We start from the raw sequence: 22,838 nt of genomic DNA on the forward strand, positions 1-22,838 counted from the left end.
GGACAATATGATGGATGATGGAGTTGAATGCGGGGTGCTCATGGACCGTTTGATCTAGTTCAGCCCGTCCAAGGGGTCTCCGCATGCCGGAACCGGACGCCCCGTCCGCAGCCGTTGYCATGCATATGTTCGCCAAGCAGTTCGATGCCGGCGCGGTTGAGCGCTTCGATGACTTTCATCAGGCTATCGACGATGCCTCGCACGTTGCCCCGACTGGCTTCCATTCGTTGGATCGTTGGCAGGGAGACCCCAGCCATCTCGGCCATGGTTTTCTGGTCGATATCGAGGAGTGCGCGGGCGGCACGAAGTTGGGCGGCGGTGATCAACGAGGTGTCCGTGTTTACATATGAGGAATGGAATTAATAGCATTATTATTGATGCAAAAAAGATCACTATCAAACAATAAATGTTGATCGACACTTGGCATGAATGACGCCGACGATTATCGTTGCCCGCGTGACCCAACGGCTCTTTAGTAGGCTGGATGCACAGAAGCAGGAAACAAGACGATGAAAGTCAAAGACAGCAACGGCACGCCGCTCAGTGACGGAGACTCGGTCACGCTCATCAAGGACCTTAAGGTGAAGGGCACATCAATCACCCTTAAGCGGGGAACGTTGATCAAGAACATCACCCTCACCGGCAATGAGGAAGAGATCGAGTGCCGGGCAGAGAAGGTGAAGAATCTGGTGCTGCGGACAGAATTCCTGAAGAAAGCCTGAACTGCCGCCGCGCGCCAGCGCAACGAACACCCGCGGACAACCTCCCATGCCGAGAGGCATCATCCAGGTGCTGTACGGCGATCGCTTCAGTCTCCCTCTACATTCCCAACATGATGAAGACCAGCATCGCAATAGGTGTGGTGACGCATAGCGTGAGCAGTGCGTCTGCGCGAACATTTTTCCAGTAGCGGGTTCTCGTATTTATATGAGAGGATCTCATCTTCGGGCCCTCCGTTCCTACAGCCACATTTTACCGCGATTTCGAATGGGGCTCACGGGAATTCGCATTGCGGATGTCGAATTCTCAAGAAAACAGGACCGCCTGGTTCGAATAGTCTGCGAGGACGCGTGGTCGAGCACGATGAACCACAATCTGCATTCGCTCATAGATTGATCGCAGAGGACCGATTTGAATTGGACTACGCAGTCTAGTGTGGCCAGTGATCATTGGCATCATCTGCCTAAGCAGGGAACCGGCCCCTGCAAGCGGATTAATCTTCGTCGTGACGTGAAACAGGAATGCCCATCCTACGGCTGCGCCAGAATTCCTGTTCCTCTTCCTCCGTTATGAAGTCCTCGGGTTCCGGAGGGAATGGTTCGTCATCCTCCGGATAGCCCACCTCAAAGAAACTCTCGGCCTCAAGGTACGCGTAAGCTGCGGGTCTGAGCTCGACCCCCAGAATATGCACTGCGACTACCCCGGAATATTCCGAAATTGGTTCCGCATAAGAGTAGATCGCCCAGGGGAAAAGCCTCGTCATGATCTCGTGAAGACTATCCGCGCGAAGATGGTAGTCGATCTTTACATCTGGCTCCTCCCGCCCGTCATCACCGATGTAGATGCGGAGATTGCGAAACGACAGGTTCTCGTTCAGCCATTCGTCCCACACAAACAACGTCGTCTGATCCTGCATGTCCTCCATAAGCGCCCGGTCGAGTGCAAACGTGGAGCGGATCAACGACTCCGAATCCAAGGAAATGGTTTCATCGAAAAAAAGCTTGGCGGAGGCATCCAGCACATTATTTGCAGGAATGACGATCGACCATCTCGCTTCGGTTTCCCGGCAAAGCTGCTCTTCAACCCGTTGCCACAGCATAAGGCCGGTTTCGGGGTTCACGATGACGATGCAGACGGGCATTGAATGCTTCGTCCAATAATCCAGGTGCCTGTTTTCACCCTCGTAGACATGGTCGCCGCCATCCGTCTTGAACCAGGCTGGTCCCGAGCGGATTTGCAGGGCCATAAATCTCCCCGTCGGGCTGCCATCGTCCAGAATTTCCGCTTGCGCATCGACGCCGATATCCGGCTCGAACCGCTTGCGGAAAAACCACCGTGGATCTCCACGGAAAACTTTGCCGACCGCGTCTATACCCTGGCGCGTAGTCAGATCTTCCTCAAAGGTATTGAGCCTGCTCCTGCGCGACCGACGTGGTGCAGTTAGTGGATTGATCCGGTGCCGCACAGCCGCAAGCACCGTCATTGTCACGGCGGCGATCCGAGCACCTATTGCAATAAGTCCAGCCATTGAAGATTGCCGTCACGAAACGTGGGTTCCTAAAGTCACATGTTCGAGCAGTGCGAGCAAACCTTTGAGGATGTCCGTCGGTGATGGCGGGCAGCCGGGAATATGGAGATCGACCGGTATGACCGCCGAAACCCCGCCGACGACAGCGTAGCTGCCCGCAAAATAGCCGCCATCACGCGCGCAGCCACCGAGCGCGACAACCCATTTTGGGCCGGGTGTGGCGTCATATGCCCGCTGCAAGGCCTCTCGCATGTTCTTTGTCACCGGCCCGGTCACCAAGAGCAGATCGGCGTGCCGCGGCGAGGCGACAAAACGGATCCCGAAGCGCTCGATATCGTAGAAGGCATTGCTGAGTGCGTGTATTTCCAGTTCGCAGCCATTGCAGGAGCCGGCGTCGACGGCGCGGATCGATAGGCTGCGGCCGAGATAGCGGCGGGCGGCCTTGTCGACGGCCGACGCAAGCTCTGCCATCGCCGCATCCGAGCGCGAAGGCGCCCGTTCGGTCAGAGGCACCCGGATCAGGCTTTCGAAGAGGAGCTTGCGCATGGTGACCTGCCTTCAGAGATCGTGGCCGGAATAGGAACAGTTGAACGATTTGTTGCAGAGCGGGAAGTCGGCGACGATATTGCCCTCGATCGCCGCTTCCAGAAGCGGCCATTGGAATGAGGACGGGTCGCGCAGATGGCAGCGGTCGATTCTACCGTTTTCGGCAAGACGAAGCCAGACGAGCACATCGCCGCGAAAGCCTTCGACGAGCGCCATGCCTTCCCGTGTCTCACCCACATCCGGAATGTCGATGCATACCGGGCCAGCCGGCAGTTGATCCAGGATCTGCCCGATCAGTGACAGGCTCTGTTCGACTTCGCGGACACGGATCCAGACCCGGGCATTGACGTCACCCTCATTCAGCACTGGGACCTCAAAGAGGAGGCTGTCATAGGGAGAGTAGCCAAGCGCACGCCGGGCATCGAAACCGCGCCCGGATGCCCGCCCGACATAGCCGCCAGCACCGTACTGGCGGGCAAGTTCCGGATTGAGGATGCCGGTGCCAACCGTCCTGTCCTGAAGCGAGGCGGTGTTGTCATAGAGTTCGACCAATGCCGGGAACGTCTGTCCGATCTCGCTGGCCACAGCCTGCAGAGCCGTTGCTCCCTCGTGGTCAAGATCGGCGATGACGCCGCCGGGCCTGATGCGGTCGCGCATCAGGCGATGGCCAAACGCGGCGTCGGCAGCACGCAGCACGCGCTCGCGCAGCACGCCGCAATGGGCGTGCATAAGGGAAAACGCAGCATCGTTGCAGATGGCGCCAATATCGCCGAGATGGTTGGCGAGCCGTTCGAGTTCGGACATCAGCGCGCGCAGCCAGACGGCGCGCGGCGGCGCCTCAAGCTGGAGGGCGGCCTCGGCAGCCTGCGAAAAGGCGTAGGCATAGGCGACCGTGCTGTCGCCGGACGTTCGTCCAGCAAGTTGCACAGCGCGGTCCAGGCTTGCTCCTGCCATGAGCGCCTCGATCCCCTTATGGACATATCCGAGCCGCTCTTCGAGACGGACGATCGTCTCGCCGTTGGCCGTAAAGCGGAAATGCCCCGGTTCGATGATGCCGGCATGCACCGGCCCGACCGGGATCTGGTGCAGGCTGTCACCCTCTGAGCGCAGGAACGCATAAGGAGCGGTTTCGGGTGGAGGGGGCAGGCGGTCGCCCAGGGGAAACCGCAGGCCCCAGCGGCCGTGATCGAGCCATGGGCGCGGATCGGGCAAGCCCTGCGGGACCAGCCCGACCAAATCGTGGATGGCGCGTTCCGGACGGAGGGCCGGCGGATGGTATTGCGCGACAGAGGGATAGCCGTCTTCCCGTCCTTCCAGAGTAATGACGCCGATCGTGCCGGTTGGCTCGTCAAGCAGCGCCATGTGGACAGTATCGGTCTCGCCCCAAAGCCCGAGCAAAGTCCAACGTCCCTCTGCAAGGGTCGCGGTTGCCGATGCCCAGACCGATGGGTCGACGATCGCGCGGGGCCAGGGGCGGTGGTGTCGAAGCGGACGGCCTTCCAGAATGAGGTCGGTCAGGGCAGGCATCGAACGGCTCTCCCTATCATCGAAGAAGGTTGGCTATGTGCTGGAACCAGGTGACCAGCGGTGGCGGCAGGTAAATGCCAGCGCCCAACACGAGCGCCAGATGGGAATACATCGGTATGTAGGAAGCCTCGGCCGGCGTGGTGCTGCCGCGCGGCTGTCCGAAGGCAATCCCGGTGAGCCGCAGTAACAAAGCGCCGAAGGCGCTCAGAAGGCCGAAGACGAGCGGAAGGGCAAGCAGGGGCTGACGGGCAAAGGTGGAGCTCACGACCAGGAACTCGCTCATGAAAATCCCCAGCGGCGGCAGGCCGGCAATGGCAACGACGCCGATCACCAGGCCCCAACCGAGCCCCGGATGCGTTTCTGTGAGGCCGCGGATGCTGGAAAGCCTTTGCGTTCCCTTGATCTGGGCGATGTGGCCGACGGCAAAGAAGATCGCCGATTTGGTGAGTGAATGCATGACCATGTGCAGCAGCCCGGCAAAATTGGCGATCGGCCCGCCCATGCCGAAGGCAAAGACGATGATGCCCATATGCTCGATGGAGGAATAGGCGAACAGGCGTTTGATGTCGCGGCGGCGATAGAGCATGAACGCGGCGAAGACGAGCGATATGAGCCCCATCGTCATCATCAACGGCCCGGGGGCGATCGCCTCGGGACTGGCGGCGAGCAGGATCTTGAAGCGCAGGATGGCGTAGAGCGCGACATTCAGCAGGAGGCCTGAGAGCACCGCCGAGATCGGCGTCGGCCCCTCGGCGTGCGCGTCGGGCAGCCAGGCATGCAAGGGCGCAAGTCCGACCTTGGTGCCATAGCCGAGCAGCAGAAACACGAAGGCGACATTGAGGAGAGCCGGGTCGAAGGCGGCAGCGTGCGTAATCAGGAGAGTCCAGACCATGGCGTCATAACCTTCACCGACGACAGGCTGCGCTGCCATATAGACGAGGATGGTGCCGAACAGCGCAAACGCGATGCCGACGCTTCCGAGAATGAAATATTTCCACGCGGCTTCGAGCGCCTCGTGCGTGCGGTAGATGCCGACCATCAGAACGGTCGTCAGCGTCGCAAGCTCGACGGCGACCCACATCAGGCCGATATTGTTCGACACAAATGCGAGGTTCATGCCGAACATCATGATCTGATACATGGCGTGGTAGAAGCGAAGGTTTGCGGACGTCAGCCGGCCGGTTTCCAGTTCATGCGCGATATAGCTGGCGCTGAACACGCTGGTGGTAAAGCCGACGAAGGTGTTGAGCACGATGAAGGCGATATTGAGGTCGTCGACGAGAAGATACAGACCCGGTGTCGGCCGTGCGGTTGCGAACAGGGAAAGAGCGGCAAAGAGGGTCAGCAGGCTTGCGACGACGTTCAGCCGCGCCGTCAGCCGATAGCCGGGCAGGAGCGCCAGCAGGGCAGCGGCGGCGACCGGGATCACAAGAACGGCGGTGACCGCATCGAAAGCCAAGAGGGGGAAAAAAGAGTTCATTTCCGCCTTCTCCCCTTGAAATCGTCGAGCGCGCGGACGTCGACCGTGTCGAACCGTTCGCGGATGCGGAACAGGAAAACGCCGATCACGATGAAGGCGATCAGGATCGAGAAGGCGACACTGATTTCGACGACCAGCGGCATGCCCTTGGCGCCGGTTGCGGCAAGTACCAGCCCGTTCTCCAGCGACATGAACCCGACGACCTGGCTGACGGCGTTGCGGCGCGTGACCATTACCAGGAGCCCGAGAAGCAGAACCGACAGCGCGAAGGCAAGATCTTCGCGCGCCAAAGGATTGGCTTCAGGCGTGACGCGCAGCATGACCACCATCGCCAGCGCGACAAGTCCGATACCGGCCAGCATCGTCGGGCCGATGCCGACGACGGTCTCGATCTCGCGGTGGATGCCGAGTTGTCGGATCATGCGGTGGAGCGCCACGGGGATGATGACGGCCTTGAAGACGAGTGCAATCGCCGCCGTCACATAGAGATGCGGGGCGTCCTGGACGAAAGCCTGCCAGGCTACCGACAGCGTGAGCACCAGAGAATGCAGTGCAAAGACGTTGAGCAGCGCATAAAGGCGATCCTGATACAGCATCATCATGCTGACCAGGACCAGGCCACCGGCAAGCATGTGAGCAATATCGAAAACAAGACCGCTCATCACAGGCTCCTCGAGACGAACAGCAGGAGGGTGGCGAGCAGGCCAAGCATGAGTGCCGCACCGAGGAACTCGGGCACGCGGAAGATCCTCATCTTGGCCGTGGCGGTTTCGAACACGGCAAGTAGCGTGCCGCCGGCGGCAAGCTTGGCGAGATAGGCGAGCAGGCCGATCAGATAGGCGACGGAACCGGCCTCTGCGTCCGCAACTTTCCAGGGGACGAACATGCAGGCGATCAGCGAGATGTAGAGCAGCAGCTTGAGGGAGGCGGCCAGTTCGATCATGGCGAGATGGCGCCCGGAATATTCTAGCACCATGGCCTCATGCACCATGGTGAGCTCAAGGTGCGTCGCCGGGTTGTCGACCGGGATGCGGGCATTCTCGGCAATCGCCACCATGATCAGGGCGATCAGCGCGATCCCGAGCGAAACACGCAAGCCCACCTGCGGCGAGGTCATGAAGGCGGCGATGGTGGAAAGCTGGGTCGAACCCGCGACGAGGGCAAGCGTAAAGATGATGAGCAGCATCGCCGGCTCGGCAAGCGTCGCGATCATCATCTCGCGGCTCGATCCGAGGCCGCCGAAGCTGGTGCCCACATCCATGCCGGCAAGGGCCAGAAAGAAACGTGCGCTGCCGAGCAGGGCAATGATGGCGATCAGGTCTGCGGTCCAGCTGAACATGAGCCCTGTCGCGAAGGTGGGAATGATAGCCGCCGCAACCCAGGTGACGGCGAAAATCAAATAAGGGGTCACGCGAAACAGCCAGGACGCATTCTCTGCCAGCACCACTTCCTTGCGCAGAAGCCGCAATAGGTCGCGGTAGGGCTGGAGAACGGACGGTCCCCGCCGGCGCAGCAACCGAGCCTTGATCCTGCGGATGAAGCCGGTCAGCAGCGGTGCCAGCAACACGACCGCCGCCATCTGGACTGCCTGGACGAGGAGGGCGGAGATTAGGACCATAGCGCCAGCACCAGGAGCAGGACGACAAGCGCCAGGAAGACCAGGCTCAGATAGCGCCTGATGGTGAGAAATTGCAGGTGGTTGAGCTTCTCGGCAAGGAACCCGATGACGCCTGCGATCGGCACATAGAGCCCGTCCCAGATCAGATCACGCGATACGACGGTAAAACGCGCTGGCCGCAGATCGCCCGGTGCCGGCATGTCGACCTGTTCGCGCGCCCGGAAGGCGAGCGTGCCGAAGACCCGCCTGATGGGCTGGGCGAAGCTGCCGGCGGTATATTGTGTTACAGGATCGGTCTCGGGAAAGCCGCAATCCCAGGCGGGTGCCCGCCGCAGAGCCCGCGAGGCGAAGCGGTGGACGAGATAGGCCGTAAGCGACGCCGAGAATGCGGTGAACAGGAAAACGAGCAGGCCATTATAGGAACTGCGGGTCTCAGTGATCGGTACGATCGAAAGCCATGGCCCCCCCATCTGCACCGGCATGCTGGCGCCGAACAGGGAGAGCGTCACAGGTGCGAGACCGTCCATGACGATCCCTGGCAGAATGCCGGCGAGTAGGCACAATGCAGCCAGCGCGAACATGGCGGCAAGCGAAAGGCAATCGACCTCCCGTGCTTGCCCGGCGACGAGCGTCCTTGGACGTCCAAGGAAGGTCACGCCGAATGTTTTGACGAAACAGGCGGCTGCAAGTGTCGCCGACAACGCCAGCAAGCCACCGATAGCCGGTATGATGATCTTCAGCCCCCATTGCGGCAGCTCGGGGCTTTGAAGAACGGCCTGAAAGGCCAGCCATTCCGAAACAAAACCGTTGAACGGCGGCAGCGCCGAGATTGCCATACAACCGACAAGAAACGCAAAACTGGTGAACGGCATGCGATGGATGAGGCCGCCCAGCTTCTCCATGTCCCGTTCGCCCGTCGCCACCAGCACGGCGCCGGCGCCGAAGAAGAGCAGGCTCTTGAAGAACGAGTGGTTGAGAACGTGGAACAAGGCAGCGGTAAGCGCCAATGCCGCCGCCAATCCCATGCCATTCGCCGCAAAGGCGAGCGCAAGCCCGAGGCTGACGAAGATAACACCGATATTCTCGATGGTGCTGTAGGCAAGAAGGCGCTTGAGATCCTTCTCCATCAGCGCGTGCAGGATACCGAGCACCGCGGTCCCGCCACCGAAGAGCAGCACGACAACACTTGACCACGCCGTCGGTGTGCCGAGCAGGTCGAAGATGACGCGGATGAAGCCGTAGACTGCGACCTTGGTCATGACGCCGCTCATCAGGGCCGAAACATGGCTCGGCGCGGCCGGATGTGCCAGCGGCAACCAGACATGCAACGGCACCAGCCCTGCCTTGGAGCCGGCGCCGAGCAACAGGAGAAAGAGCACAATACCGGCTGTAGACGGCGTGTGCTCGACAGCGCGCATGACGGCGAAATCGTAACTGCCTTCGGGACCGGCGAGCAGACCGAAAGCGAGGAGCAGGGCCAGAGTGCCGAAGCTCGCCATGATGATATAGAGGTAACCTGCCTTCCGGTTGCCGGCGTCCCGGTGGTGCGCCATCACCAGTGCCCACGAGGCCAACGACATGAATTCCCAGGAGAGCAGGAAGGTAAAGGCGTCGTCCGCCAGTACCACGAGGTTCATGCCAGCGAGAAAGGCCGGGAAAAACGGCAGCACCCGTTGTGGCGCATGTTCGTGACGGCCGTAGCCGAGGCCGTAGAGACTGGCGAGGGCGCCCCCGAGATCGACGACCACGAGGAAGAAGGCGGCAAGCGCGTCGAGCCGGAAATGGGCTCCCAGCCAAGGCAAACCGAGGGGGAGGGTGAGCGTTGATGCCGAGGTGGGAGAGACAGCCGCAACAAGTTGGATGAGCGCGGTCGCAAAGGCGATACTCGAAATAACGAGGCTTGTGCCGTAGATCATCTGTGTCGCCCGGTCGGACCTCGCAGCGAGGATCGCCAGGATCGCCGTTCCCAGAAAAGCCGTCGCACATAACAGCATGACAACCGCCGGCGTCATGGGTGGGGCCTCGGTCTGCGCACTGTTCCCGGTGGTTTGGAGGGTTTCCTCTGCAATGGCCCGACGTTGGCGTTTGCCTTCAGCCGTACCCCGCGTCCACCACCTTCGCTGACCGCTCCCTCGTTGATCACCTCTATGCCAGCGGTATGCAAGGCTCCGAGCAGCCGCATGAGCGAGTCCACATTGCCGCGAACCACATGCGCGCTTGCTTCCATGCGCTGGATGGTAGGCACCGAAATCCCGGCCAGTTCGGCCAACTGACGCTGGTCGATACCGAGAAGGGCCCTGGCGGCCCGCAACTGAGCGGCAGTAATCACGATTCAACCATCGCTTATGTTACTCAGGCTCTGATATTTGAAGTCTACGACCTCCTCATTGATGTTTCAAATCAATATTGCGCGGTCATGGAGATTACGCCGCAGTCTCGAAGACGGGTAAAACACGTTGGTGTTGACCGACCGGCCCCCAAGTCTCATGCGCGCGTTGCTATGGCCGTAGGTGGCCACGACGCTTCTGCCTTATCTTTTAGTGGTTCTGGCGTATATCGGCCCGATCGGCCCGAAGCTGATGAGGTGGAACGGCCCTTCTCAAACGGCATCAAGTGCCTAACGTGGTCGTGTTGAAACGCCACAAAGAAGAAGGACCGCTCCATGAAGAAGATTACCACAGTCGGGCTCGACCACTCAGAACAGAGAACTAACGCTGTTTGGGCTGGAAGATAYGTTCGCAGATTTTCTGTGAACAATATTGGAGGGTTAGCGGTTACCCCCCTGAATTGCCGATGCCAACTTCGTTTAGCTGGAAAGCCGTTCTTTAGAAAGAGGCTAAAGTGAAGCCGCTAACGCGGCAAATAGGCGATGGCCTTGCACCGATCGATTTCCCTTTCGATGATTAGGCAGTCTTCGCCCAACCTTTGAAACAGAGAAGACAATGACAAAGCCGAAGCCTCCGCGACGCAGGATGATTCGGGCCAAGCCGATTCGCAACCTGTCGCGTGTGATACAGCAATCGTATTGTGCGATGACGAAACTCTCGCGGTATTTCGGGCGATCACCCACCTGCATTGAACTGGAACGCGCGCGCAACTTTCGTGTCCATGTTGCGCCGTGGGACATTTCGTGGGTGCTCGCGCGTTGATCTGCCGGGCCTTAAACACCTGGGTCAACGAACGCGCCAAGTAACCTCTCAATTCCTGCGAAAGGACGAAGACCATGCATCATCATCAATCACCGATGAAGACCTGCTTCGACAACTGCCTCGCCTGCTATCGGGAATGCCTGTCGACTGCGATGAACCACTGCCTGGAAATGGGTGGCAAGCACACCGAGCCACTGCATTTCATGCTCATCGGTTCCGAACAGCACAAGCACGTCCGTGGTGGGTGCGCCGAAATCTGCAGTCAGTGCGCCAACGACTGCGAGCGTATCGGTGACATGCAAAGCTGCGTCGATGCCTGCCGCAAGTGCGCTGACAGCTACCGGAAAATGGCGGCCTAGAACACAGCCAGGGAGGGTTTCGGTGACCGGCACCCTCCCTGGTCTTTCTGCCTGTCGTTAGGGCTCTCTTCTTATTCGTACACGCCTTCAGTGGATGTCCGCGTGAAACGCACTGATCACGTCCTTTACCATCCGGTTGATGCACCAACGTGCATAGATCGGCCCGAACATCGCGCCGACGATCCTTCCTGCCGCCGAACTCGGATAATCGTAGTCGATGAACACAAGTAGACGGGAGGAGTTGCCCAAGGGCCTAATCTCGAAGCCCATCCGGTAAGCCCCGATGACAAGGAGGTTTGGCCGTCCCCGTGTCTCCCATACCTTCCGATGTGGAGGTTGCCGCTCGACAACGACTTCTTCCACCGACAGACCTCYGCCGAGGATTCTTCCCTCCATCCTGATGACCGAGCCCACGGCACGGCCTTGTGCCTCATCGAAGCCGTAAGTCATCCGCCCTCCGAGCATCATCATCGACGGCTTCTGCATGTGCGCCCCGAGACGGGCCGGGTCGTCCAAGTAATCGAAGAGCCTCTCAGCAGACGCCGCAACCTCGATATCCGTTTGCGCCGAATGGGTGTAGGTCACCTTAGATCGTCCTTTCCCGCCCGATGTTCATGTTGATCATGGCGATGGCCACCGTGCCCGTGGAAAAGGTGCATCAGGGGACACGCCAAAAGCAGCAGGTAGGGGGCCAGACCCAGAGCGTGCGCCCAGTGTTCCCGCAGCACGAAGAACGCCACGATCACACCGAGGGATGCCACGAGCAATGTCCATTTGCGTTCCCACTTCATATCCGCACACCTCTCAATCTCAGTGCATTCCCGATCACGCTGACGGAGGACAGCGCCATGGCCGCAGCGGCGATGATCGGGGACAGCAGAAGCCCGAAAGCCGGATACAGGACGCCTGCGGCAACCGGCACGCCCGCTGCATTGTAGATGAACGCGAAGAACAGGTTCTGCCGGATGTTCTTCATCGTGGCATGGCTCAGCTGCCGTGCCCGGACGATGCCCTGAAGATCGCCCTTGAGCAGGGTTACCCCGGCGCTTTCAATGGCCACGTCCGTACCCGTTCCCATAGCAATGCCGACATCGGCGGCGGCAAGGGCTGGCGCATCGTTTACGCCGTCTCCGGCCATTGCGACGATCCGACCTTCCTTGCGCAGGCGTGCGACGATCTCGCTCTTGTGTTCCGGCAGGATTTCCGCCTCGACTTCCGTGATCCCCAGCTTCCGTGCGACAGCATTGGCGGTCGTCTTGTTGTCTCCGGTGAGCATGACTAGTCGGACACTTTCCTTCAACAACGCTTGGACAGCGGCGGGTGTCGTCGCCTTGATGGGATCGGAGATGGCGAAAAGACCGGCGACGCGGCCGTCGATGGCGGTAAAGATCACCGTCGCCCCCTCACCACGAAGAGCTTCCGCCGTGTCGGTGAGGGACGAAACGTCTACGTTTTCCTCAGCCATTATGCGGTGGCTTCCGATGATGATCTTGCGGCCCTCGACCTCCCCGGTAACCCCTTTGCCTACGGGGCTATTGAAGTTTTCCGCAGTGCCGAGGACCACACCGCGTTCGTTGGCGGCATCGACGATTGCGGCCGCGAGTGGATGCTCGCTCGCCCGTTCCAAGGTCGCGGCAACCTGCAACAAGTCGGATTCGGTCATCCCCTCTGTCGTCGCAATTGATGTGACCTTGGGCTTGCCTTCAGTCAGAGTTCCCGTCTTGTCGACCACCAGCGTGTCGATTTTCTCGAAGCGTTCCAACGCTTCGGCGTTCTTGATCAACAAGCCAAGCTGTGCGCCCCGTCCTACGCCAACCATGATCGACATCGGAGTGGCGAGACCAAGGGCGCACGGGCAGGCGATGATGAGCACCGCGACTGCGGCAACAAGCCCATGGGCGAAACGTGGCTCCGGTCCAAACGCCATCCACGTAGCGAATGCGATGACAGCTATTATAATGACGACGGGGACAAACCAGCCCGAGACTTCGTCCGCCAGTCGCTGGATAGGGGCGCGTGAGCGTTGGGCGTCCGCGACCATGCGCACGATCTGCGATAGCATGGTATCGCGTCCCACTTTTCCGGCCTGCATGACGAAACCGCCCGTCTGGTTCATCGTGCCGCCTATGAGGTTGGCACCGACCTCCTTGGTGATGGGCATCGACTCTCCTGTGATCATCGATTCATCAATCGAGCTGCGACCTTCGACGAGCGTGCCATCGACCGGCACCTTCTCGCCAGGCCGAACGCGGAGCCGGTCACCAACTGCAACGGCTTCGAGCGCGATGTCCTCGTCGGTTCCATCGCTGCGGATGCGGCGGGCCGTCTTCGGTGCAAGGTCCAACAATGCGCGGATTGCGCCTCCGGTCTGTTCGCGGGCTTGCAATTCCAGGACCTGTCCGAGCAGAACAAGCACCGTGATGACGGCGGCGGCCTCGAAATAGACCGCCACCGATCCTCCGCCGGACTGGAACGTTGCAGGGAAAAGGCCAGGTGCCACTGTCGCTACGACGCTGTAGACCCACGCGACGCCTGTGCCCATCGCTATCAAGGTGAACATGTTGAGGTGCCGCGTGACGATTGACCGCCACGCCCGTTTGAAGAACGGAGCGCCTGCCCACAAGACTACAGGCGTTGCGAAGACAAACTGCAGCCAGTTCGATGTTTGCGCACCGAGCAACATATGGAGGTTGGTGAGGTGACCACCCATTTCCAACGCAAGCACTGGCACCGTCAGAACCAGCCCGATCCAGAACCTGCGTCTCATGTCGAGCAACTCGGGGCTCGGCCCGGTCTTGGCTGTAATCACTTCCGGTTCGAGCGCCATCCCGCAGATCGGGCAGTTCCCCGGTCCAATCTGCCTCACCTGCGGGTGCATAGGGCAGGTGTATATCACGCCCTCGGCCTGATCGGTGACCGCGCTCTTTTCGGCTGCAAACGTGGCCTGAGCATCGTGCCCGTGATGATGATGGTGGTGGTGGTCGTGACCTTTATGGTCCTTTTGATCGTCCATTGGATTTAACTCCGTGATGGTTCGTCTCTTGTTCAGGAAGTTCCCCTGGCTAGCCCAGGACTTCGCAAGGAGACGCGTACGGCGGTGTCAGCAATTTCCACCGAAATGGTCGCCCTGCGGGTATCGCAGGCCACCGGGCATCATTCCGCCGTGAGCGGAAGTGTTCAAAGAATGGATCGGGGAGGGCCGAGAGCAGGTCGAGAGCTGAGACCCGTGATCGACTGCTGAGGATCAAGATATCGCTGAGCGCCAGAATACAGGTGAAAAACAACAGCGTTCGAAGCCGGGAGAATGACGTTGCACAGGCTGCATACGCTATTGCAGCAGGCCTTGTGCTCGACAGAGTGGAGATCACCCTTTCGATCTACGTCGCCTTTTGAAGTTTCGGTATGTGCAACTTGAGCGACGTCGTTATCGCATATAACGGAAGTAGCGTTGGCCATCGGCGCGACGACGAACATAATTGCGACCAAAACGGCCAGCAATTCTCTCGCGCATCTTTGAATGGTTTGGCCTACGGCGATCATGTTTTCGCTCGATGCTTATATCTGTATTCAAGCACGATACCGAGCCGATGCAAGAGTTGCGTTGACCTTGATCAACCGCAAGCACGTTTCCGAAAACATTTGGTGAGAACGGGGCGTTGTGGGAAATGGAAGGAAGCATGCGGTGAACGCMAACGCGAAAAATTGGCGAACCGAATGCTCGTGATGCCCGCTTTCATCACGGTGATCTCTGTGGCGGCGGCGCAAACCGCCGCGCCCAGAGACCGCGATTGAACGTCAGACTTTGCCGCGCGTGCGCGGGCAGGGGCGCAAGGTGGGTTATCAGTTGGTCCATGATCGGCTTGGACCGCCTGTCATTATTGCGAAACAGAACGGTGTAGCGGCTCTTCCGCTCGACGGTGGCGACATTGGCCGATGCATGTTCTTTCCTGAAGATCATAAGATCCGCCTCCCAGTGACCGAATTCGCTGCGGGAGTTGACCGATTCGGGCCGGTTACGAATGGCGCATTCGATTGGAAAGACGAGGCTGCTCGGCTTTCGTGCATACCGGGGGCGGCGCTTTCGCCGTCGCTCCGGCAAATGACGTGCCAGTTGTTGGTCCCGACCTTCCGCAGAACAGACATACTGATAGATCGTCTCATGGCTCAATCTTGCTGTCGATCCGCTGATGATCTTCAGGCGCCACCTTCGACGGCGGTCTTCAGCCATCCGCTGGGCCGTGACATGCCAGTAGCCCTCCGCGATCGGAACCTCGCGGTCATGCCAGAAATTCCGTCTCAGCTCGCGGCAGATTGTCAAGCGATCTCGGCGCAGCGTCCGGGCGACCTCTGGCTGACTGATCTTCTGCTCATGCATCCGCGCAATGACACGACGTTCGTCCATACTCAACTGCACAAGAGAGCGGGCCATTCCATCATCCTGAAATCATGGCCAATATTGTCTCTGTTGCATTTGAAAATGGAACCTGCCCACATCGCTTTCAACGAGACACGCAAGGGCAGCTTTTGTGGAATGCAGAGGTGTGTGTGTCGTCACTGTGAACTGAAACCGGCAACCGCCGTTGGAGCATTGATAGAGACGCGCACGCCGCTTGCCCGTATCGCGGCCGGCAAACGCGATCGAGCGTTTGTAACCACAGGCAGGGCAAATTCTGCCATCCGGCCACACCATGCTTTCCAGCAATCTCCGGCAATACTCTTCATCCCGGAACGCCGCGACCACCTCCTCAACAGTCCGAATATTGGTGAGAACTGCGAGCAAATGCTCAGGTCTCGTCAGAAATCATCGGCCAATCCATAGACCCATCACGACGATTTCGTCACCGCCCCACAAATCCTCATGCTCTCCTTAATGCTCGGAGGTCTTCGGCCGCCCGTCACCTCTAATCGATCAAAGCCTCACCGATGCCGTCAACGAGGCACACGCCTCAAAGCCCGCCCCTCCCGCGGGAACGGGTTCGTTCGCCGATCTTTTTCGGACGTTCGCTCGCTGTAGGTCGAATCCGCGCCCATGACCCGAGCTGGTCATTCGTTTTCTTTTTGCTTGCTCACCGAGTAAATGAGGCAAAGCTAAATTAATTGATCTGGGTCAATGTGGCTCAGGGCGATGCGGTTATCTTGATTCCGACTTCAATTGGGAGGCTTTCATGTTCCGCAACATCCTCATACCCACCGATGGCTCACTGCTCGCGACGCTGGCCGTGGATGCCGCCATCACATTCGCAAAGGAAGTGGGCGCGAGTATCACCATCTTTATCGTGACGGAACCCTTTCACCTCGTTTCTCTGGATTCGGAGCAACTCAGCAATACCCGCGCGCAATATGAGGCGCTTTCCGAGGTGCATGCTGCCGAGACGCTTCGCGCCGCTCGGACCAGGGCCGAAGCGGCCGGCGTTCGCTGCGTGACCGATCAGACCAGCGCGCACGAGGTTTACCTCGAGATCATCAGGAAAGCGGAGGATATCGGCGCCGATCTCATCATAATGGCTTCGCACGGGCGTGGCGGTGTCGGCGCCTTGATCATCGGCAGCGTCGCGGCCAAGGTTCTTACGCATTCGACCATCCCCGTCCTGATATACAGGAAATAGCACGAAGGCAGGGAGACTGGCATACATCGTGGTGTGACAAAATCGTTCGGAGTTCGACATGCGCGCGAGCGCGCACGTCTGGGTCGGCCTTGTCATCCTTGCACAGAGGCGGTCGCCCCGCGGGCACCTAGAGCGATGACAATATCAGCCGCAGCCAGTGCCGGCGCATCGTTGATGCCGTCACCGACCATCATCGTCGGCTGACGCCGCTGTTCAGCCGTAACGGCAGCAAGCTGTCAGATGCTTGATCTGTTCCGCGGTTTCGAGCGCGGCCCGCTTCAATTGTAAGCCGGTGCCGCAATGACGCGAACCTGGAGGACGACCTCGCCCCAGTTGATCTCCACAGTAAGGACCACGCCGACACAGGCGAAGGGCACCAAAGTCAGCCACTTCAGATCCCGAACTTGGTGGTGATAGGGTACCAGCACTTGAAGGGTCAGGGACGCCACGGCGAACAGCAGCGTAAAGAGGTGGCTCGCCCATCCAAGCACCAGTTCCGCCGCTGCGCCCATGGCGACGAGATCGGCGCCGATATTGATGGTGTTGGCGATGAACAGCAGCGCCACGGGACCTGTCACGGCCCAGGAGAGAAAGATCCGGCGCATGTTAGCGGCAAGTCCATGCCCAGTGAAGCGTCCGATCTTGGCGCTGATAATATGCATCGTGGACATCAGCGGGTGGAGGAACAGCATCTTCTACAACATGCTCGCCCCGAACTGCGCGCCCGCCGGCGGATAGGTGGCTATGCCGCTCGGATCATCGTACCCATATTACGCTCGCTGCCATTTCATGCGAAGCGACAGCGGTTGATCTGTCAATCGATGCGATGAGTTAGAGGGGGAGACCGCAATGCGAATAACGATCATCTTAGTGATTGCCGGCACCATTGCAACGGTTCCGTCGGTACAGGCACAAGACATCCAGCAGGGGCGGCAGCTCGCGCTTCAAGTGTGCGCTGCCTGTCACGCCGTTCTCGCCGGTCAAGCTCAGTCGCCCATTGCGAGAGCGCCGAGCTTCGAGGCGGTTGCTGCGACACCGGGAATGACCGCAGCGGCGCTTAACGTTTGGCTCACGGCACAGGACCATCCAACCATGCCGAACATAGTACTCTCTGGAGCCGATGTTCAGGACGTCTCGGCCTATATTCTAAGCTTGGGGAGATAGAGACTTACCCATTTGACGGAAATGATGATCGCGAAACGGAACGCTGGCACCCGTCGGCGACAGTGACGGTCTCCTTGTCTTCTTTTGGTTGTAAACGACCTGTCTGGCTCCATTTGACGCGCCGCTTTGTCGGTCTACCGTTTCGTGGTCGCGATCTGATCTCCGCTAGCGTTGTTTAGCGGGAACCCAGCGCCTCTACATGACTGTTCGCGCGGCCAGGTCCTGCGCGAGCAGCTTTCCTTCGTCATGAACACGTTTGGCCGTTATACTTGCAAGGCTGGAGCCGATATCTGCAAGGCGGCCCGCTTCCGTCGAATAATCGAGCAAAGCCCGTTGCCAGAAACTGCACCACAGATCGAAGGTGTCGCTCATATGGTCAGGTGACCATATATTCTCCAGGAGTCGGAGATCCTGTTCACAGCGGCTCTTCCAGAACCGCAGCGCCTCGATCTGATAGCGAAGCAATGTCTTCAGTGCATCGGTCTGAAGATCTCCTGGGGAAAATGGCAGGACAGGGCTGTCGATCCGGGGCCAGACAAAGGTTGATGTGGGGGAGTACCTAATTGCGGGCATGAACACACCTCCGAAAACCGGCGCTGTTGATTGAAGCGATCACCAAGATAGTCTTCGGATTTGCGCCGTCCTTGATACGTATCAATGCAGAACTTCAAATGGACTTCTCGGCATGCCTTTGCGGCTACCCGGATCCTGCCTAAGGTACCCGTCTTCTCGCGGTGCGTTCAGCCGCCCGGGCACACTCGCGCCGACTTCCTCGGCATGCAAGATTTGTTTCTGCATTGCTCGAGTGCCGTCAGTCCTGCGGAAGAGGCCGGAATTGATACGCGTCAATGCACAGCGATGCAAAGGCGGTTGAAATCTCGCGAGTGCTGTTGGAGCGCGAAAATGATGAAGGTGTCAAAACGTCCGTTTATCGCGGCATATTGGGCGCGGCGGGTCAGCATACAGAAGGGGCCGGGCTCGAAACGGACCCTTCGCCATGCCAGCCAGGTAAACCGCCGCAGACATCGGTCGGGTTCGCGCCTTAGGACCGCGTGCGGGGAGGCGATCTGTTGAGGTGGACTATTCGATTGAATGCTTGCCAATCCAATGCAGGTCGCTCGGTCCTGATGAGTGCCTCTGTCGATAAGTTGGTCCAGGAATCGGAGATAGAAGYAGAATATGCGATCGGATGGGTTCGGACCGTCCTGGGTCTTATCCTGCTTGCGAGTGGCTTCCTCGTCTGGTGGGGGGACGGCCAACCTCACAGAGGAATATCAGCGAACCAAGTTCGTCTTACGCCCTGATCACCATTGGCATCTTTTTTGGTCTGGGTATCATATCATTCCTCCTGGTTGTCCATCGCTGGTTCAAGCCGCGGATGGCACTCGTCCTTGCTGCCTGACGCAACAATTCTCGCTGGTAGCCTTTATTTTGGTCCGGAAGGCACTCAGCTCGGCGGCAATTGGGTCGCCGCAATGCCAACCATCTGGGCGGCGCCCCTTGTTCTTGCGGTGGGCGCCCTTCGGCATCGGCCTCTCGTTCAAATATGGGCCACAGCAGTAATGATGATCGCTGCTTTTGGTGTCGCTTTTGCGCTCGGCTTTCACCTGTTCATGACAGATTTTGGGACCACTGTTCCTGCTTCTGATCAGGAGACACGCATCGGTCGCCTCTTCTCACTGCCGCCTTTTCTGATGCGGGCCGTGATGCTGACGCTGATCGGCGTCGTAACGGCACTTGCAATGGCGCGGTCCCGGCGCCTTCTCATGCGCGCGGTCGGCGAGACAGCCCGGCGAGCGAACCTTGCTCGTTTCCTGCCAGCCGAGATCGCTCCTTTGTTGGGGGAGAATGGTGGTGGCGCTTGGCGGCAAGGCCGCCTCCAGCAAGCCACCATCCTGTTTGTCGATATACGGGGATTCACGGCTCTTGCCGAGAAGATGAACGAGACTATCCATTTTCATATCCTCCTTCCGCAGGCGTGTAACGCGTGCTGTGGAAGCGCCCGACGGTTTGGTGGATAGGTTCGTGGACGACGGTGCTCTAGTGGTATTCGGAATCCCAGAGCCCCGTGGTGACGATTGCATCCGCGCTTTGGCGTGTGCCCACGTGATTCTCGCACTTGTTGATCAATGGAACATCAAGCGCGAGTTTAATCCACCAGTCCGCGTGGGGATAGGCATTCACATGGGTGAGGTGTATTGCGGGCTTGTCGGGGACGACCAACGACTTCAGTTCACAGTACTTGGCGACACGGTCAATGTGGCTGCCAAGATTGAGCAGGCTACGAAGCGGTTTAACACAGCGCTGCTGACCTCTGAAACCGTGGTCATCCAGGCTGGACAACAGGGCACTTGGCAGGAGGTCGGACACGAGCCGTTGGGAGGGCGTGGCGAACACCTGGCAATCTTCGCTAATCGGGGAAGCTTGGCGACTGAGGCGTTAGGTCGAAATTAGCTTAATGGCGAGGCTATCAAAGCACGCTTGCCGGATACGTTGGGTCTCAAATTCCTCTGTCTATCAATAGCCCAGATAGGAATGAAGCTACTAGGTCACCCTCGATTGGTGCAGATCAACTGCGACTATCCAGCGTGTGTTTTTGATCCAGGACAAATCCGAATTCGGCGATTAACCATAGAATGACGACGCGAGCGGCCGTAGCTGCCGTGGACAATCGGTCTGGAGGGGTTCGTCGATGAGATGTACGTACGGAAAATGGCTGGCAATGGGTGCATCAATGTTTGTCGGGAGTGCCGATATCGGTGCTGCGGCCGACCCCGTAAACGGGGAACGGATTGCCAGGCGCTGGTGCGCTGCGTGTCACGTTGTCACGAACACGCAGAAGCAGGCCTCCGACGCCGTTCCAACGTTCGCAGACATCAGTCGATCGCAACGATTTGACGAGGCCTCCCTTGCGGCTTTCTTAGCGGCACCACATGATTCTCGCATGCTAGACCTGTCGCTTTCGCACTTCGAGATTATCGATCTCGTCGCGTATATAAAGCGCCAGTCCCGCTAGGCTGCGGAGACCCGGCCTGAGACGTCTTCTTGGTGGCGCTCGAGCGAAGCAGACACCGCCTTCGGCAACGATATTCAAGCGTATCGACCCACACTTTCTATGGCCGGCGAATGATCGGGCCAACCTGCAATATCTGATCTGCGAGCCCCCACCAAATCTGCGTCGAGGCAGCGAACCTTTCGAGAAGCGTATCCAACGGGTGAACCAACATCAGTTCGAGGTATTGCGAAAGAGGCCAGAATTGACGCGCGTCAATGCACAGAGATGCGAAAGCGGTTGAAATCTCGAAATTTCTGCTTGGAGCACGAAAATGCTGAAAATCTCAGGGCTTCTGATAAGCACGGCATACTCGGCGCGGCGGGCCAGCACGCAGAAGCAGCGGGGATCGAAACGGACCTTCCTTCGATGCTGGCCCAGGTGAGGCCGGCGGTCGTTAGCATCCGCACGGCGGTCAGCGGGATCACAACGAGTGACGCCCTGGACGACCCGAACATCCGGAAGGCTCTGGGCATTCCGGAAGACGTTCTCATTGTACAAAGCGGCGTGACAGCACGAGTACTGGTCTCTTCGAGTCGGTCACTATAGGGTTCCCCTCCACGACGAACTCACCAGCGTGCGCGCCGACGGGGCCGGTCCTTCTTGAGGTTGGACCAGGCAGCATTGCGCATTCGGTCGGACTGAGAACGGGCGATTATCTGACGGCTATCAACGGCGAGGCTCTGAGTTCTCCTGATAGAGTACGCGAAATTCTGGAAGATTCGGACGGGAAAGTCTCAGTCGATGTTCTACGAGCGGGAGCCGCGCACCGAATTGAGGTTGAATGAGGGCATGGAACGCTCCAATGCAAGCTCACGATAGACAGTAGGCCGGCTGTCATGGTCTCGGCCAGTAGACAGGTGAGAGCGTATGGGATGATCCTTTAAAATTGGCATTGCAGGCACCGAAATCCGTGTGCACAGGACCTTTGCTCTTTTGCTCGTCTGGATCTGGCATTGGGCGCAGTTAAGGCGTCAAAACGGCTCGCCCAATCACGCTGTGCATCCGAGGCCTCGCTGAGCGTTGATCGGGTTAAAAGCGTATCACCATTCCGAGAATCGGGCCTTGCTGCACCACGTCGAACACGAAGCCGTCCTTACTGTAGTCCACACCCAAGGCCCGGTAGCCGACGACCGCCGAAATGGTGTCGCTGAAATGGTAACCTATCGCGGCGGCGACGTCCCAATCGAGGTCTGCTTGGCCGGCGCCGATCAGCCCCCATCCGGTCAGATAGATCTCGGGCGTGATTGCGTAGTTTCCACGAAAGCCGCCCATCGCATCGACCCATGTCGCGCCATCGCTTCGAGATACACCATCCAGAATGCCGCCGCTGAAGGAGAGATCGGTGTCGACAGACCACACCCTTGCGCCGCCGACGACGTCAAGTCGAGCGGACTTGTCATCGATGATCGAGTAGCCGACGCCGAGCAAGCCTGCAAACGTCTCCGATGTGACCTCGACGCTGGAGGCCACGATCCCTCTGGGCGTGCCGGCAGAGCCCGATATCTTGGAATACATGACGTCGCCGAAGATGCTGTAACGGTCGTAGCGGGCCTCGCCGATCGCCATGGCCCCGAAGTCGAGATGGTCAAGGATATCGCTGAAACTCGAATCGATTTCGACCGCCGGCAGTCCAAATTGCGCGACGTCGCCGGAAAGTCCCGCCGCCCAGAAATAGGGGGCAAATGCGAATGTCCACCCTTCTTCGGTTTCGACTTGCTGAACCTCCGGTGTCATCGGTGAATAAGTGTCAGCAGCCATCACGCCACCGGTAAATAGAAGACTCCAAATAAATGTCAGATTCCGCGCAGCTCCAAGTTTCATATTTCCCCCTCCAGTAACTCTGAGCGTTTTAGTCAACTTAAACCGCGCCACTGGTTTGCTCGGTGCTGAGTACATTATTTTCCAAGTAAAAGTTGCTCATGCTGTTACTTATTTGCTACKATGAAAAAGCGATCATTGCACCATATCTGGACTGAGAATGTCACGCCAGTAAGATTTTAACGAACAATTGAATGCCCGAGAAACGGCCTAATTCTGCCGATACCACAATGGGGCCCGCTAACCGGCATATTAGGTGGTTGTCACA

Annotated in this window: 22 protein-coding genes and 2 pseudogenes; 7 read left to right on the forward strand and 17 right to left on the reverse strand. The window is 58.9% G+C overall.

From position 1 onward, the window contains the following. Positions 1-59: 59 nt before the first annotated feature. A complete protein-coding gene (locus AC1D17_RS22810; protein WP_477567588.1) occupies positions 60-326 on the reverse strand; it encodes a helix-turn-helix domain-containing protein in 267 nt (88 codons plus the stop codon). 183 nt (positions 327-509) lie between these two features. Between AC1D17_RS22810 and AC1D17_RS22815 the strand changes: the two genes are divergently transcribed. After that, entirely contained in the window at positions 510-722 is a 213-nt protein-coding gene (locus AC1D17_RS22815) for an alkylphosphonate utilization protein (protein WP_053251410.1), read from the forward strand. 491 nt (positions 723-1,213) lie between these two features. Here AC1D17_RS22815 and AC1D17_RS22820 read toward each other — a convergent pair whose 3' ends face one another. The 8 genes from AC1D17_RS22820 to AC1D17_RS22855 are packed head-to-tail and all read right to left on the reverse strand — an operon-like array spanning position 1,214 to position 9,748. Continuing rightward, positions 1,214-2,248, reverse strand: coding sequence for a DUF4365 domain-containing protein (locus tag AC1D17_RS22820; protein WP_477567589.1), 1,035 nt, complete (start codon positions 2,246-2,248; stop codon positions 1,214-1,216). 12 nt (positions 2,249-2,260) lie between these two features. Next, positions 2,261-2,794 carry an NADH-quinone oxidoreductase subunit B family protein gene (locus tag AC1D17_RS22825; protein WP_477567590.1) on the reverse strand — a complete coding sequence of 178 codons (534 nt, stop codon included), beginning with the start codon at positions 2,792-2,794 and terminating at the stop codon, positions 2,261-2,263. Between the two features lie 12 nt (positions 2,795-2,806). Continuing rightward, a complete protein-coding gene (locus AC1D17_RS22830) occupies positions 2,807-4,321 on the reverse strand; it encodes a hydrogenase large subunit (protein WP_477567591.1) in 1,515 nt (504 codons plus the stop codon). Positions 4,322-4,337: 16 nt separating this feature from the next. Beyond that, a complete protein-coding gene (locus AC1D17_RS22835; RefSeq protein WP_477567592.1) occupies positions 4,338-5,801 on the reverse strand; it encodes a hydrogenase 4 subunit F in 1,464 nt (487 codons plus the stop codon). Beyond that, on the reverse strand, positions 5,798-6,463 hold the full coding sequence (locus AC1D17_RS22840; protein WP_057215043.1) for a hypothetical protein: 666 nt from the start codon (positions 6,461-6,463) through the stop codon (positions 5,798-5,800). The genes AC1D17_RS22835 and AC1D17_RS22840 overlap by 4 nt, the downstream gene beginning before the upstream one ends. Next, the gene (locus AC1D17_RS22845; RefSeq protein ID WP_477567593.1) at positions 6,463-7,419 is read right to left on the reverse strand and encodes a respiratory chain complex I subunit 1 family protein; all 957 of its coding nucleotides are present in this window, start codon (positions 7,417-7,419) and stop codon (positions 6,463-6,465) included. Before AC1D17_RS22845 ends, AC1D17_RS22840 begins: the two co-directional genes overlap by 1 nt. Beyond that, the gene (hyfB, locus tag AC1D17_RS22850; RefSeq protein ID WP_477567594.1) at positions 7,410-9,431 is read right to left on the reverse strand and encodes a hydrogenase 4 subunit B; all 2,022 of its coding nucleotides are present in this window, start codon (positions 9,429-9,431) and stop codon (positions 7,410-7,412) included. Before hyfB ends, AC1D17_RS22845 begins: the two co-directional genes overlap by 10 nt. Then, positions 9,428-9,748, reverse strand: coding sequence for a helix-turn-helix domain-containing protein (locus AC1D17_RS22855; RefSeq protein WP_477567595.1), 321 nt, complete (start codon positions 9,746-9,748; stop codon positions 9,428-9,430). Before AC1D17_RS22855 ends, hyfB begins: the two co-directional genes overlap by 4 nt. Positions 9,749-10,642: 894 nt before the next feature. Between AC1D17_RS22855 and AC1D17_RS22860 the strand changes: the two genes are divergently transcribed. Continuing rightward, positions 10,643-10,927 carry a four-helix bundle copper-binding protein gene (locus tag AC1D17_RS22860; protein WP_477567596.1) on the forward strand — a complete coding sequence of 95 codons (285 nt, stop codon included), beginning with the start codon at positions 10,643-10,645 and terminating at the stop codon, positions 10,925-10,927. Positions 10,928-11,014: 87 nt separating this feature from the next. Here the strand turns inward: AC1D17_RS22860 and AC1D17_RS22865 are convergent, their stop codons facing one another. From AC1D17_RS22865 to AC1D17_RS22885, 5 genes and pseudogenes are all read right to left on the reverse strand, one after another. Then, entirely contained in the window at positions 11,015-11,512 is a 498-nt protein-coding gene (locus AC1D17_RS22865; protein ID WP_477567597.1) for an SRPBCC family protein, read from the reverse strand. Then, positions 11,509-11,718 (reverse strand): DUF2933 domain-containing protein, encoded by a 210-nt coding sequence (locus AC1D17_RS22870; protein ID WP_477567598.1) that lies wholly within the window; start codon positions 11,716-11,718, stop codon positions 11,509-11,511. The genes AC1D17_RS22865 and AC1D17_RS22870 overlap by 4 nt, the downstream gene beginning before the upstream one ends. Beyond that, positions 11,715-13,940 (reverse strand): copper-transporting P-type ATPase, encoded by a 2,226-nt coding sequence (locus tag AC1D17_RS22875; RefSeq protein WP_477567599.1) that lies wholly within the window; start codon positions 13,938-13,940, stop codon positions 11,715-11,717. The genes AC1D17_RS22870 and AC1D17_RS22875 overlap by 4 nt, the downstream gene beginning before the upstream one ends. A 768-nt stretch (positions 13,941-14,708) precedes the next feature. Then, a pseudogene (locus AC1D17_RS22880) lies at positions 14,709-15,356 on the reverse strand (IS30 family transposase); the annotation flags it as partial. A 59-nt stretch (positions 15,357-15,415) separates the two neighbouring features. Next, a pseudogene (locus AC1D17_RS22885) lies at positions 15,416-15,725 on the reverse strand (transposase); the annotation flags it as partial. Positions 15,726-16,092: 367 nt separating this feature from the next. Between AC1D17_RS22885 and AC1D17_RS22890 the strand changes: the two are divergent. After that, on the forward strand, positions 16,093-16,533 hold the full coding sequence (locus AC1D17_RS22890) for a universal stress protein (RefSeq protein ID WP_477567600.1): 441 nt from the start codon (positions 16,093-16,095) through the stop codon (positions 16,531-16,533). A 278-nt stretch (positions 16,534-16,811) separates the two neighbouring features. Here AC1D17_RS22890 and AC1D17_RS22895 read toward each other — a convergent pair whose 3' ends face one another. Further along, on the reverse strand, positions 16,812-17,225 hold the full coding sequence (locus tag AC1D17_RS22895; protein ID WP_477567601.1) for a divalent metal cation transporter: 414 nt from the start codon (positions 17,223-17,225) through the stop codon (positions 16,812-16,814). Positions 17,226-17,382: 157 nt separating this feature from the next. On the opposite strand from AC1D17_RS22895, the gene AC1D17_RS22900 reads away from it, so the two are divergent. Then, positions 17,383-17,697, forward strand: a complete 315-nt coding sequence (locus AC1D17_RS22900) for a c-type cytochrome (RefSeq protein WP_477567602.1) — start codon at positions 17,383-17,385, stop codon at positions 17,695-17,697. Between the two features lie 195 nt (positions 17,698-17,892). On the opposite strand, the gene AC1D17_RS22905 is transcribed toward AC1D17_RS22900, so the two are convergent. Next, a complete protein-coding gene (locus AC1D17_RS22905; RefSeq protein WP_477567603.1) occupies positions 17,893-18,270 on the reverse strand; it encodes a hypothetical protein in 378 nt (125 codons plus the stop codon). Between the two features lie 989 nt (positions 18,271-19,259). Between AC1D17_RS22905 and AC1D17_RS22910 the strand changes: the two genes are divergently transcribed. The 3 genes from AC1D17_RS22910 to AC1D17_RS22920 all read left to right on the forward strand — a co-directional run bounded on the left by AC1D17_RS22910 (position 19,260) and on the right by AC1D17_RS22920 (position 21,537). Further along, on the forward strand, positions 19,260-19,718 hold the full coding sequence (locus AC1D17_RS22910; RefSeq protein ID WP_477567604.1) for a hypothetical protein: 459 nt from the start codon (positions 19,260-19,262) through the stop codon (positions 19,716-19,718). A 22-nt stretch (positions 19,719-19,740) separates the two neighbouring features. Continuing rightward, positions 19,741-20,151 carry an adenylate/guanylate cyclase domain-containing protein gene (locus AC1D17_RS22915; protein WP_477567606.1) on the forward strand — a complete coding sequence of 137 codons (411 nt, stop codon included), beginning with the start codon at positions 19,741-19,743 and terminating at the stop codon, positions 20,149-20,151. 1,143 nt (positions 20,152-21,294) lie between these two features. Continuing rightward, complete coding sequence (locus AC1D17_RS22920; protein WP_477567607.1) at positions 21,295-21,537, forward strand: PDZ domain-containing protein; 243 nt, start codon at positions 21,295-21,297, stop codon at positions 21,535-21,537. A gap of 244 nt (positions 21,538-21,781) precedes the next feature. Here the strand turns inward: AC1D17_RS22920 and AC1D17_RS22925 are convergent, their stop codons facing one another. Next, a complete protein-coding gene (locus AC1D17_RS22925; RefSeq protein ID WP_477567605.1) occupies positions 21,782-22,573 on the reverse strand; it encodes a hypothetical protein in 792 nt (263 codons plus the stop codon). Positions 22,574-22,838 lie beyond the last annotated feature (265 nt).

The sequence above is a fragment of the Pararhizobium sp. P1_E7 genome (genome assembly GCF_056405855.1).